Annotated in this window: 9 protein-coding genes and 4 tRNA genes; 6 read left to right on the plus strand and 7 right to left on the minus strand. The window is 41.5% G+C overall.

The annotated features are described in order from the left end of the window. The first annotated feature begins 202 nt into the window (after positions 1-202). A complete protein-coding gene (locus tag GQA99_RS08175; protein ID WP_160053415.1) occupies positions 203-1,942 on the plus strand; it encodes a S16 family serine protease in 1,740 nt (579 codons plus the stop codon). A 75-nt stretch (positions 1,943-2,017) separates the two neighbouring features. Beyond that, the gene (gene fabA / locus GQA99_RS08180; RefSeq protein WP_160053400.1) at positions 2,018-2,533 is read left to right on the plus strand and encodes a bifunctional 3-hydroxydecanoyl-ACP dehydratase/trans-2-decenoyl-ACP isomerase; all 516 of its coding nucleotides are present in this window, start codon (positions 2,018-2,020) and stop codon (positions 2,531-2,533) included. Positions 2,534-2,595: 62 nt separating this feature from the next. On the opposite strand, the gene rmf is transcribed toward fabA, so the two are convergent. The 5 genes from rmf to rlmKL form a co-directional block, all read right to left on the minus strand. After that, complete coding sequence (rmf, locus tag GQA99_RS08185; protein WP_160053401.1) at positions 2,596-2,772, minus strand: ribosome modulation factor; 177 nt, start codon at positions 2,770-2,772, stop codon at positions 2,596-2,598. Positions 2,773-2,979: 207 nt separating this feature from the next. Further along, on the minus strand, positions 2,980-4,875 hold the full coding sequence (locus GQA99_RS08190) for a DUF3466 family protein (protein WP_160053402.1): 1,896 nt from the start codon (positions 4,873-4,875) through the stop codon (positions 2,980-2,982). A 25-nt stretch (positions 4,876-4,900) separates the two neighbouring features. Continuing rightward, positions 4,901-6,817 (minus strand): ABC transporter ATP-binding protein, encoded by a 1,917-nt coding sequence (locus tag GQA99_RS08195; protein ID WP_160053403.1) that lies wholly within the window; start codon positions 6,815-6,817, stop codon positions 4,901-4,903. 1 nt (position 6,818) lies between these two features. Beyond that, entirely contained in the window at positions 6,819-7,052 is a 234-nt protein-coding gene (locus tag GQA99_RS08200; RefSeq protein WP_160053404.1) for a glutaredoxin family protein, read from the minus strand. Further along, positions 7,042-9,177 (minus strand): bifunctional 23S rRNA (guanine(2069)-N(7))-methyltransferase RlmK/23S rRNA (guanine(2445)-N(2))-methyltransferase RlmL, encoded by a 2,136-nt coding sequence (gene rlmKL / locus GQA99_RS08205; RefSeq protein WP_160053405.1) that lies wholly within the window; start codon positions 9,175-9,177, stop codon positions 7,042-7,044. Before rlmKL ends, GQA99_RS08200 begins: the two co-directional genes overlap by 11 nt. A 292-nt stretch (positions 9,178-9,469) precedes the next feature. Between rlmKL and GQA99_RS08210 the strand changes: the two genes are divergently transcribed. The 4 genes from GQA99_RS08210 to GQA99_RS08225 all read left to right on the plus strand — a co-directional run bounded on the left by GQA99_RS08210 (position 9,470) and on the right by GQA99_RS08225 (position 10,629). After that, positions 9,470-9,545: transfer RNA gene (locus GQA99_RS08210), tRNA-Met, on the plus strand. Positions 9,546-9,590: 45 nt separating this feature from the next. Beyond that, positions 9,591-9,666, plus strand: a tRNA-Met gene (locus tag GQA99_RS08215). 467 nt (positions 9,667-10,133) lie between these two features. Continuing rightward, positions 10,134-10,209: transfer RNA gene (locus GQA99_RS08220), tRNA-Met, on the plus strand. Between the two features lie 303 nt (positions 10,210-10,512). Then, positions 10,513-10,629 (plus strand) — tRNA-OTHER (locus GQA99_RS08225). A 767-nt stretch (positions 10,630-11,396) separates the two neighbouring features. On the opposite strand, the gene GQA99_RS08230 is transcribed toward GQA99_RS08225, so the two are convergent. Both GQA99_RS08230 and GQA99_RS08235 read right to left on the minus strand, forming a co-directional pair. Continuing rightward, the gene (locus GQA99_RS08230; RefSeq protein ID WP_160053406.1) at positions 11,397-12,092 is read right to left on the minus strand and encodes an alpha/beta fold hydrolase; all 696 of its coding nucleotides are present in this window, start codon (positions 12,090-12,092) and stop codon (positions 11,397-11,399) included. Between the two features lie 15 nt (positions 12,093-12,107). Beyond that, on the minus strand, positions 12,108-12,482 hold the full coding sequence (locus tag GQA99_RS08235) for a rhodanese-like domain-containing protein (RefSeq protein WP_160053407.1): 375 nt from the start codon (positions 12,480-12,482) through the stop codon (positions 12,108-12,110). Positions 12,483-12,753 lie beyond the last annotated feature (271 nt).

Below are 12,753 nucleotides of genomic sequence, written 5' to 3' on the forward strand. Positions count from 1 at the left end.
TTTCAAAAAAATGACTGAATGTTTAGCATTTAATCAGCCTAGTGTTTTTTTATACATTCGCACTAAGGGTATGTTAAGCGGTAACAGGTTAAATTCGTTAGTGACTTATTCGATTTGCACTGAGAATGAGCTAAGGTTTTTGTGGTGCTTTATGCTAATATCATCAGACTATTTTTCGTTGCTATGGCCCGATTATTACCCTATGAACCCAACGTTATTGCCTAGTGCCAAACTTGCCCCTCAATATCATTTACCAGAAACGGCCACATCTGCCTTTTTTCCAAGCCATTTACTGCTTGGACAAGAGCGCGCTGTTGATGCATTTAAGTTAATGACCAAAATCGATTCGCAGCATTTGTTTCTTGGTGATTTCTCTGGTGTTGATAGACCTTTATTTATCAAGGCATTAGTGTCTCAGGCTGATACGCCGTCAAATAACTATTTAGTGGCGACGAAAAAATTGTCTGACGATGCTGAAGTCCAGTTTAAATGGCAAGCTGCGATACCTGCGCAAAATGTGGGCATTATCGCTAAGCAAGAATCATTGTCGTGTTATTTACAAGGTACGTTGCGCCGAGCAGATTTATTAGGCCGAATGATTAAGACAGACAAAGCCAGTGTTTACAAACCCGGTGCGTTAGCAAAAAACCATATGGTGTTTATTTGTTTAGAGTCTATTTGGCAACGAGAAAACCTGTGGGATTTGTTAATGCAAATCCTGCATGACGGTTACTATCGCATCAATAATGAGCTGGCCCCTATCCCGGTTAACTGTAAAATTATTTTGGTTGGTTCAGGGCTCGCTTATGGTCAATTGCGTTCAGAAGACCGCAAATTTAACCGCCACTTCCCTATTCTTGCAGAGATGAGTAACGAGGTTGATTTAACTCAGCACCCTGAATCTGCTTATGTGCAATGGCTTAGCGTTTTAGCTAAGGATGAAGCCGCCGAGTTAGAACCGTCTAGTTTATTACCACTGTTTTGGTTTAGCTCTCGACAAGTTGAGCATCAGCAACGTTTAAGTTTAAACATGCTAGAGATTAAGCAACTGATCGCTCAAGCCAAAGCCTATGCCGGCAAATCATCGCTCAATGCTGCTGCTATTGCTAAAGCGCTAGAGAAGCTCAAGTTTCGCCATAATAGTTCGGAAGTGTATTCGGCCCAGAGTTTTGATGATAATTTCATAAATCTGCCAACTAAAGGTGCTATGGTGGGCCAAATTAATGGGTTGACGGTTATTGATACGGGGGATTACACCTATGGAGAACCCGCTCGTATTACCACGTCGGTGCATTATGGTGACGGTGAAGTAGCCGATATTGAAAGAAAATCTGAATTAGGTGGCAATATTCATGCTAAAGGCATGATGATTTTATCGGCTTGTTTGTATCGTATCTTTGGCCGTGATGCCCCCCTGCACCTTAATGCTAACATTGTGTTTGAACAGTCATATCAAGAAATCGATGGTGACAGCGCGTCATTAGCGGAGTATTGCTGTTTAATGTCGGCTATTGCCGAACAACCCATTGTGCAAAGCTTAGCCGTAACAGGCGCATTAGATCAGTTCGGCAATGTACAAGCCATTGGCGGTGTAAATGAAAAGATTGAAGGATTTTATACCTTATGCCAACGCCGTGGCCTTACGGGTGAGCAAGGGGTGATTATTCCTAAGGCAAACGTGCTGCAGCTTAATTTAGAACCCGCTGTAATAGATGCTGTGAACAAAGGCTTATTTCATATTCATGCCATTGAACACATGGATCAGGCTGTTGAGATTTTAATGCAAATGCCAGCAGGCATTGCCAATGAAGACAACGACTTTGCTGCTGATACCCTTTATGGGTTGGTGCAAGGGCGTTTAGATAAGCTCGCAGGTCAAGATGATGAAGACGTTGAGCTCAACTTTTTAGCTAGATTGTTAGCTAGGTTACGGATTATATAGTGATCGGAGTTGTTTAGCTTACACGTGTTCGCTATCTTGTTGGCATTAATCGTTGATAAAGTGGTAAAGAATTAAATGGAAAAAGCGAACAGTTTCACTAAAGAACAACTTATTGCCTGCGGTAACGGTAACCTTTTGGGCCCAAATAGACCGCGTTTACCTGTCGATAACATGTTGATGATTGACCGTATTATTACCATCAATGAAGATGGCGGTGAATTTGGTAAAGGTGAAATTGTTGCCGAACTTGATATCACTCCAGACTTATGGTTTTTTGATTGCCACTTTAAAACAGACCCTGTTATGCCGGGTTGCTTAGGTTTAGATGCTATGTGGCAGCTAGTCGGCTTTTATTTAGGTTGGGAAGGCGCTGAAGGTAAAGGCCGCGCACTTGGTGTAGGTGAAGTTAAGTTTACCGGCCAGGTGTTACCAGACGCTAAAAAGGTAACCTACAAGTTGAATATTAAACGTAAAATCCATCGTAAACTGGTGATGGGTATTGCTGATGCCACCATGGAAGTTGATGGTCGCCAAATTTATTCTGCCACTGATTTAAAAGTCGGTATTTTTAGCGATACTTCTACATTCTAAACGTGTAATTGAGTTTTATCCTATTACAACAATGCCCTCATTAGAGGGCATTTTGTTGGGCATTATTTATTAAATAAGCCACTGAGTCGACCATCAACCCCTTCTCGCCATCCACCAAGCCATTGAGACCTTGAGTCAAGATTAGCGTGAGGGCAAACTTCTTTTGAGCGCCCCCCTATCCCGGCCTGAAATCCTTTTGAAAAAGCTCTGTCTAAACGATCTCTTTTCTGTCTTTTCATTCATGCGTCCTCTTCCATTTACAGGCTTCTGTTTAACGGGATGAAGCTGAAGCCATGAATATAGAAATAGACGTTTTTTTAGCCAAGATCAATCAAAAAAATGACCCTTTTTGGGATTTTCTATTAAGGTATTGAGAATTAAATTAAAAAAAATCGAGGAAATTTCCTCGATTTTTTGATTAGTCTGTTGATGGTAATATTAGGCCGTTATTTTTTTACTCTGCGACGAAGCCATAATAAAGGTAATGCTAGTAACCAAGCAAAGCTTGCTGCGCCTTTACGCTCATAGTCTGTATCTTCAACCGCATCAGATGTTGAGCATGGCTCACCTGCAGTGGGTTTCATTACCACCATACGAGGTAAATAAGAGGTGACTGGATCACCGTTACCATCTAGCTCAAATAGCGGTAAACCATTTTCACCAATAATTAAGTCGCCCGTTGTCGAGTCATATTGGTATTCAGGTTTGAGAATAAACGCAGTACCGACAATCGTGCCGTCTTCGTTAATGCTATTGGCTTCTACAACTGAAATTTCGGTGTTGTACGTTAATATTTCACCTGTACCGTCTTGAACACTTACAGTATGACGAACCCAGTCGCCTTCAGTGTTTCGCTCATAACCTTTTGACTCACAGGTCAATTGATTATTTAAGTCAACGAATTCCGCCGTAGTGCTGTCATACAAGAAAGCCACTTTTGGACGGGGCTTTTCTTTGTCGTATGTTGATTCAATATAACCAACAACCTGGCCTTTGTTGTTAATGTCTTTTGGCTTGCTACTTAAATCAGACAATGAAGTCTGGAAGTCATTAGGAGTTGTGATGCCCTCTTCTGGATTATTAGTATCCAGCATAAAGAACTTACTGCGCAAATAACCACTAATGTACTTGCTGTAGCTACCGACTAAAATACCTGAGTCATTGATATCATAAGCAATTGAGTAATAAACTTTATCATCCATTTCTACCCAGTTGTACTGGTAGTTGCCATTACTGTCTTTTTTCCAGTAAGCGGCATCAAAATACAAATCATCTTCATCGCCATTACGATAAACATGTGAACGACCCGCGACATCACCAGCAGAGTTAATCCCTAAACCTTGCGAAGTAAAAATGAGCGTTGAGTCTTCATCAGGAGTTAACCCAAGAGGTAACTCTGTGCTCTGAGCTAGACCATCTTCATCTAAGTTATCAAGATCCCAAACCATAGCGCGAGTTTGATATTGAATATAGCGCGTACCATTATCATCTGGATACTGCCATGCTTGCACACAAATATCAGTAGGAATTGGATTGTCTGCATCGGTATCTTCAGCATCTTCAATACAATTGTCGATACGGGTCTCACTTGATGAAGCAAGCGCAGTACTGCCATAACCTACCACGAGGTTATTATCATTTACTTTGGCTGCTAATGACCAACCACCGACTTCAACCGTTGCGGCATCAACGTCAGCTGTTTGCTCACGCTCGTATGTGGTAAATGAGGGCAACAATGGGTATTCGACATCATTTTTTACCGCTATACCGCGCATTTCAAATTCACGATAATAGAAATACTCTTGAGTGGTACTGGTGCCTTCGTAATCTAAGGTTAATTCTGGGCCAGTATAAGCACCGACTTTAACGCCATTATTGTTAATGCCATAGAAAAAGGTATCGACATCATTTACGATTAGCTCATCATCAGAATCTGTTTCTGTGCTAGCCGGGTCAAATGTACCTGCCATGCTAAAGAATTCTGGCACCCAAGAACCCACAGAAGCATTATCACTTGATATAAAGGTAAAGTTGTTGGCTTCGATTTCAGAGTAAACAGAATACGTGATAGATTCAGCCGCAGTAATACCATCTTCGATATCGATGACTGAATCATCAACGTCGTCGATGCTTAACTTGTTTTTACCTTTCGAAATACCTACAAGCTCGTCTTCATCGTTTACAGCCATGGCATAACCATTTCGTGTGCCATCTAATGTGCCATTTAAATCGTAATCTTCGATGTTAACAATTTCATACACTGATGCGGCTTGAGCCGAACCGATAACACTTAATACGCCTATAGCAACTAATGACAAGGCTTTATCAAACTTTAACTTCATGTAACCATTCCTGTTTTATTGTGCTTTACTTCAGTGACTCAAGTTCTTCCCAGCGTTGGAAGCACAGCTCTAAATTTTGTTCTTTCTCTGCCAATGTTTGCAGAGCCTTATTAACCGTATCTGCTGGTTGATTATAAAAATCAGCACTGCTTACGGTTTGTTGTAATGTCTCTATATCTTGCTCAAGCTGTTCCATTTGACTTGGAAGTGCTTCTAACTCTTTTTGTAATTTATAAGAGAGCTTTTTTGCCGCCTTTTCCGGTGTTTTTACAGGCTTTGTTTCAACAACGGGTGTCGATTGGACAACAGTTGTTGCTACAGGTTCCTCAGAATAAAATTTAGCGCCCTGAGAAATTGCATCCTGGTAGCCACCTACGTATTCAGACCAGTGTCCATTTCCGGCAAACCACCAGCTACTGGTAACAGTGTTGTCGATAAACGCTCTGTCGTGGCTCACTATCAATAAGGTGCCTTCAAAATCAGTCAGCAGTGACTCTAGCAACTCTAAGGTCTCAATATCAAGATCGTTTGTTGGTTCGTCGAGAATAATTAAGTTTGCAGGACGTAATAGCAACCTTGCGAGTAATAATCGGTTCTTTTCGCCACCAGACAGTGCTTTAACCGGTGTGCGTGCACGCATAGGCGAAAATAAGAAGTCTTGTAAGTAACTTAGAATATGACGGTCTTGACCATTAATCGTCACGGTACTTTTGCCTTCACCGACGTTTTCTTCAACCGTTTTTTCAGGGTCTAGAGCTTCGCGATACTGGTCAAAATAAGCCACTTCTAATTTTGTACCGACTTTAATCTCGCCTGATTGCGGTTGCAGTTTTTCAATCAATAGTTTAATTAATGTCGATTTACCACAGCCATTGGGGCCAATTAATGCGATACGATCGCCGCGCATTACTGTGGTGCTGAAGTTTTTAACTAAATTTTTGTCAGGTAAATTGTAGTTAACGTCTTTTACATCAAATACTAACTTGCCTGAACGCTCTGTGTCAGACACAGCCATTTTGGCATTGCCTTGACGATTCAGTCGCTCTCCACGCTCAGCGCGTAATGCTTTTAACGCTCGAACGCGGCCTTCGTTACGAGTACGACGCGCTTTAACACCCTGGCGTATCCACACTTCTTCCTCTGCGAGTTTTTTATCAAAGTGGGCATTCTTTTCAGCTTCAACACGAAGCCATTCTTGTTTACCATCTAAATAAGCCTGGTAATTGCCTGGGAATGAAATCACTACACCACGGTCTAAATCGACGATTCGGGTTGCCATACGTTGAATAAAGCCACGGTCATGACTCACAAATACGATGGCGCCTTTAAAGCTTAATAAAAACTGCTCTAACCATTCGATGGTATCAATGTCTAAGTGGTTGGTCGGTTCGTCGAGTAACAACAAATCAGGGTCTACAACCAAGGCACGCGCCAAGGCAACTTTACGCTGCCAACCACCTGATAGTTCATTCAGTGGTTTGTCAGGGTCTAAGCCCAATAATTGACAGTTTTGAATAATACGTGAATCTAATTGCCAACCATTGTTATGGTCTAACACTTCCTGAATACGCTGCATTTCGTTGAGCATGCGCTCCATATCATCAGGATTTGCGTCTGCTACGTCGTGCGATAATTGATGATACTTTTCTAACGCCTCACCAATGTCTTTTAATGCCGCTGCAATATAAGAATAAACCGAGCCAGTTTCTGCTTTAGGCGGATCTTGCTGTAGACGACTGACATTGACGTCGTTAGCGATATTAAACTCGCCTTCGTCAAGCAATACGTCTTTTGACAACACTTTCATTAAAGTGGATTTGCCCGTGCCGTTTCGGCCAACGATACAGACGCGCTCGCCTGGCTCAATGGTAAAATCTGCATTTTGCAGTAAAGGAGTGTAACCGTAGGCTAACGAGCCATTATTTATCCGAACCAGACTCAATCTAAACTCCTATAAACTCTTGTAATTGTTCGCCGTCAAAAGGCCAAAATAATTCACGCTTTCCCTGTGCTAACACAGGTATGCTTATGCCATAACGCTCAGCTAAAGTGGCGTCATCGCAGATGTCAACGTGTTGAAAATCAATATCAGTTTGCTTAATAAGTGCCAATGCTATATCACACAGGTGGCAGCCATCTGTGTGATATAAAATATAGGGCAAGGCCTTACTTGGCATGCGTAAGTAACCACACATTATGAATATGCGGGTTGCGCTTATAATCAAGTGGTAAACATAAGTGGTCGATATTCGTCACGCTAATACCGGCTTGGTTTAACGCTTCTATGTCCATCTTAAATTTACGTTTGTTGTTAGAAAAAATAAGTTCGCCCGTAGGAGACAACAGCTTAATTAATCCACCTAACATTTCGGCGTGATCACGCTGCACATCCCAGCTGTCTTCCATACGTTTTGAATTAGAAAACGTGGGTGGGTCAATAAAAATCAAATCAAATTGTTGATGACTGTTATCTTTTATCCACTGTAAACAATCCGCCTGGATAAAATCGTATTTAGCCCCAGACAAGCCATTTAGCGCAAAGTTTTCTTTCGCCCAGTTGATATAGGTGTTTGACATATCAATGGTGGTGACTGTTTTAGCGCCGCCAATAGCTGCATGCACAGATGCTGAACCAGTATAGGCAAATAAGTTAAGTACGCGTTTGCCTTTAGATTTGTCACCCACCAATTTACGGGTAACGCGGTGATCTAAAAACAGGCCTGTGTCGAGGTAACCCGTAAGGTTAAGTTTAAATCTGGCACCGTATTCTTCGGTGATAACTTCAACTTTACGTTCGTCTAACTTTTGATACTGGCTTGTGCCCTTTTGGCGTTCGCGCGTTTTTAGTGTCACGCGATCAGGATGAATACCTAAAGCACTCGGCAATGCCAGTAACACATCGCTGATGCGGCGCTTAGTGACTGCCTCAGGGATGGTGGCTGGCGCTGAATATTCTTGAATAACCACGTAATCAACATATTTATCGATGGCAACGTTATATTCTGGCAAGTCAGCATCATATAAACGATAGCTATCGATTCGCTCTTTTTTAGCCCACTTCTCAAGCTGCTTTACATTCTTTTTAATACGGTTAACAAATGCAGGTGCAATATCGACTAGATCGACACCGTCAGGCAGTACAACGGCTTCACGACGAGTGCTATTAGCATGTAAAGTGTAAATGTTAAATGCACACTCTAATGCACCGTTGAACATTTTCATTTGTTTATCGGCTTTAAGCTTGAGCGATGACATTAACTCAATGTCGCTACACAGCATGGCAATTTTCCAACCACCGAACTCTTTTTTCAACTTGTCACCAAGCTGGTAGTAAAGTTGTAGTAGTTCAGTGACATTACCCAAACGCTCACCGTATGGTGGGTTAGAGATTAAAAAGCCTTCGCTTACTGGGGGCGTAACGTCTAAAGCATCAGAAACAGTAAATTCAATAAACTCTGCTACACCCGCATTTTCAGCATTACGCTTAGCAATAGAGACAAGGTGGGCCTCAATGTCAGAGCCATAAAACTTAATTTTGCAACGCGTTTTGCCTAAAGTGGCACGAGCTTGAGCTTCATCAAAAATGGTTTGCCACATCGCTTTGTTGTGACTCTGCCAGTTTTCGAAACCAAATTTTTCACGCTTTAAGCCAGGAGCAATATCGGCAGCCATTAAAGCGGCTTCTATTAATACGGTGCCGCTACCACAAAATGGGTCGAGGATAGTGGTTTGATTAGCTTGCCAACCACTGCGCACTAACATATTAGCCGCGAGGTTTTCTTTTAACGGGGCTTCACCTGTTGTTGAGCGATAACCACGCTGATGTAACGATGCCCCAGAAAAGTTCATCGAAATGGTTAATTGACCATTACGAAAATGCGCATCGATTTTAAAATCGGGATTAACACGTTCAACATCTGGACGCGGGGTACCATCATCACGAAAACGGTCAACAACCGCATCCTTAATTTTGAGCGCGCCAAATTGAGTGTTATTGATGAAACCACCCGTACCGTGGAAGTCGATACTGAAGGTTTTTTTATGTGAAAAGTGCGATGGCCAATCGATACAATACGCAGCGTTATAAAGTTGCTCGGCAGATTCACAAGCTCCTTTATAAATAACTAATACGATACGGCTCGCTAGGCGGGTCCATAAGGTGATCCGATATGCCAGTTCAAGCGGTGCAGAAAAGTACACACCGGCAACGCTTTCTTTAACATCGGTAGCGCCAAAATCTTTCAATTCAGAGGCTAGGCTATATTCAAAACCCTTAGGGGCTGCAGCAAAAAAATTAAACATGTATTAGTCAGTCATCGTTACACAAAATTCAGTGCAACATTATACCTGTTCAAACACATATCCCCAACGACTTATCGAAATGGGCCTATAAATTCTCCAATTTGAGCCTTAAATAATCAATATTATCTCATTGCAACACAACACGCTTAATTAACCAGCAAACAAAAGGAATTATTTCGATTTTGCTTGCAAAGATATGTGGGGATCGCTATAGTTCGCCCCGCTTTGAAGCAGACAAGTTTACACGCCAACAGGCAATTAACTTAGATTCAACGAAGCAGCGTTTATCGGACGCGGGATGGAGCAGTTGGTAGCTCGTCGGGCTCATAACCCGAAGGTCGTAGGTTCAAGTCCTGCTCCCGCAACCAATTCTTTAGTCAATAGAATTAAAATAATTGACAGCGTTTATCGGACGCGGGATGGAGCAGTTGGTAGCTCGTCGGGCTCATAACCCGAAGGTCGTAGGTTCAAGTCCTGCTCCCGCAACCAATTCTTTAGTCAATAGAATTAAAATAATTGATAGCGTTATCGGACGCGGAATAGCACAATTGATAGCTCGTCGGGCTCAGCTTTTTATAAACAAGAGTCGAAGGTCGTAGTTTTTTATCAAGTCCTGCTCCCGCAACCAATTCTTTAGTCAATAGAATTAAAATAATTGACAGCGTTTATCGGACGCGAGATGGAACAATTGATAGAACGTCGGGCTCAGCTTTTTATAAACAAGAGTCGAAGGTCGTAGCTTTTTATCAAGTCCTGCTCCCGCAACCAATTCTTTGGTCAATAGAATTAAAATAATTGATAGCGTTTATCGGACGCGAGATGGAACAATTGATAGAACGTCGGGCTCAGCTTTTTATAAACAAGAGTCGAAGGTCGTAGCTTTTTTATCAAGTCCTGCTCCCGCAACCATTTTCTTAAACTTTAAGAAAATACAGATAAACGTAATCAAAATCAGTCGCGGGATGGAGCAGTTGGTAGCTCGTCGGGCTCATAACCCGAAGGTCGTAGGTTCAAGTCCTGCTCCCGCAACCATTTTGAAAAATCAAATACACTTAATTCCCCATATCTAAATCAAATACACTTAATTCCCCATATCTAAATCAAATACACTTAAATCCCCATATCTAAATCAAATATAAAACTCTAATACTATCAAACCAATACCAAGCAATTGGTAGCTCGTCGGGCTCAGCTTTTTATAAACCGCTGTATTTTATAAACAGCTCTTTTTTATAAGCCAAAGCGAAGGTCGTTGCTCTTTCTTTTTATCAAGTCCTGCTCCCGCAACCACTTTCTTGTTTAACAAGAATAAAGATAAACGTAATCAAAATCAGTCGCGGGATGGAGCAGTTGGTAGCTCGTCTGGCTCAGCTTTTCATAAACCGCTCTTTTTTATAAGCCAAAGCGAAGGTCATTGCTCTTTCTTTTTATCAAGTCCTGCTCCCGCAACCATTTTGAAAAATCAAATACACTTAAATCCCCATATCTAAATCAAATATAAAACCCTAATACTATCAAACCAATACCAAGCAATTGGTAGCTCGTCGGGCTCAGTTTTTTATAAACCGCTGTATTTTATAAACAAAAGTCGAAGGTCGTAGGTTCAAGTCCTGCTCCCGCAACCATTTTGAAAATTCCTTATACTTAATACCAATTCCATTAATTATGTGACCAATCAGAGTCACTCAGATTGTTCAGTTTGAGGCGCATTGTTGAAATAATGGTTATTCCCTTCTAAGACAATGCAACAAAGAAATGGACGGTCTGAGTGTCTCCTACAAGGCGGGTTTCTGTGCCTTCTACGCTGCTTAATAGCATTTTGACGTACGACTGCATGGATGCAGGAGGTAGAGCAACGCAGGAGCATTTGCCGAGAGCAACTATGCCTACAATTCTATTACTTGCCTAGAAGGCACAGAACTTCCGCTGAATGACCAGATAATTAATGGAATTGGTATAACTCCCTATATTCAATTCAAAATAATTATCAAAACTCCATTATTAAAAATCAATACCAAAACAATTGATAGCTCGTCGGACTCAGCTTTTCATAAACCGCCGAATTTTATAAACAGCTCTTTTTTATAAACCAAAGCTGAAGATCGTTGCTCTTTCTTTTTATCAAGTCCTGCTCCCGCAACGACTTTCTATACTCAAAAAATCAGCTCCGCGCATACAATTCAGCTACGTGAATAAACTCAACAGATATCAGATCATGCTTAATCAAGTGTGTTGAGAAAGGTTTCGATACATTGATTTACCCTATCGGGTTGTTCAGCAAAGACCATGTGACTGCCCTCTTCTATAATGGCAATTTGCGCGTTGGGGATATGCTGCTGTAAAAATGTGGCATATTTTATCGGTGTCATTTGATCTGCATCGCCCACAATAATTAACGTGGGGACATCAATTTGCGGCAGTTGCTCAATAACGTCAAATTTATCGCAAATGGTGAAATCAGTCAGCATGACGTTAACGCCATTATTGATAATTGAAGTGTTGATTTGTGATTGTAGATGCTCGGCAATATTTTGATTTGCCGCCAATAAATACGCTGGAAAAGGCTGTGCTGACTCGACTAATATTGAAAGTGATTGTAATAGTTGAGGCATCACTTTGAGCCGAGCCCCCGCGCCAATGAGCACTAACGCCTTTAATTGTATCTTTGCCTTTGCTGAGATAGCGAGTTGCATTGCTACGGCGCTACCAAGAGAATGCCCAACTAATACCACGTCATCAAACTGATGCTGCGCAATGTAGTCTACCAGCCATTGCGTTAACGCATCTACAGTTGTCAGTGTTTGCCCATCAGGGTGACCGGGGTAATCAATAGCAATGCTATGTTCAAAAAACTGTTGCTGGTGCTGCCAAACAACATGGGTACAGCCCGAGCCATGTAAAAAGAGTAACGTCATATTGATGAGCCTTTCCTATTTTACTTGTGATATTAATGTCGGCAGTTTTTCTTTCCACCAACTCAGCATTCCACCTTTAAGCTGATACACATCTTTAAAACCATACTGCTTAAGTTTTCTAACGGCCGGAATGCTTCGATGGGCGGAGAGGCAAATAACGATGATAGTCTGGTCAGTATTAAGCCGAAGTTGTTTAACAGAATCTTCAGAGAAATGAGTAATGGGAAGGTTAATCGCCCCTTTAATGTGTGATTTTTCCCACTCCAGCGTTGTGCGCACATCGACAATTTGAATTTTATTATCTTCAAGATGCTGGTAAACACTTTTAGTATCCATTTCTGGCACGTGACCGAACGGTAGCCATTGGGATAATCGGCTGAGAAATGACATAGGTAGCTCCAAAAAATAATAAGAGGTTAGCTTAAACTACATTATTTTCAGGCTTTTATTCAATCGATTAAAGCTTGATACCGGCATGACTTCGAAAGAGAACAATTATTCATTCAGTCATGCGCCTTGTTTAAGCCCTTTTCATACACTGGACCTTAAGCATTAAGGCCTGCAAAAATTCCATCTAACGTTATGTCTTTTCTAGATTTTCTTTGTTGTGACTTTTTTGCGTTTATTGTTATATAGCAGACCGCCCAGTCTATCTTTTCTG

The sequence above is a fragment of the Shewanella litoralis genome (assembly GCF_009828585.1).
Classification (GTDB): domain Bacteria; phylum Pseudomonadota; class Gammaproteobacteria; order Enterobacterales; family Shewanellaceae; genus Shewanella; species Shewanella litoralis.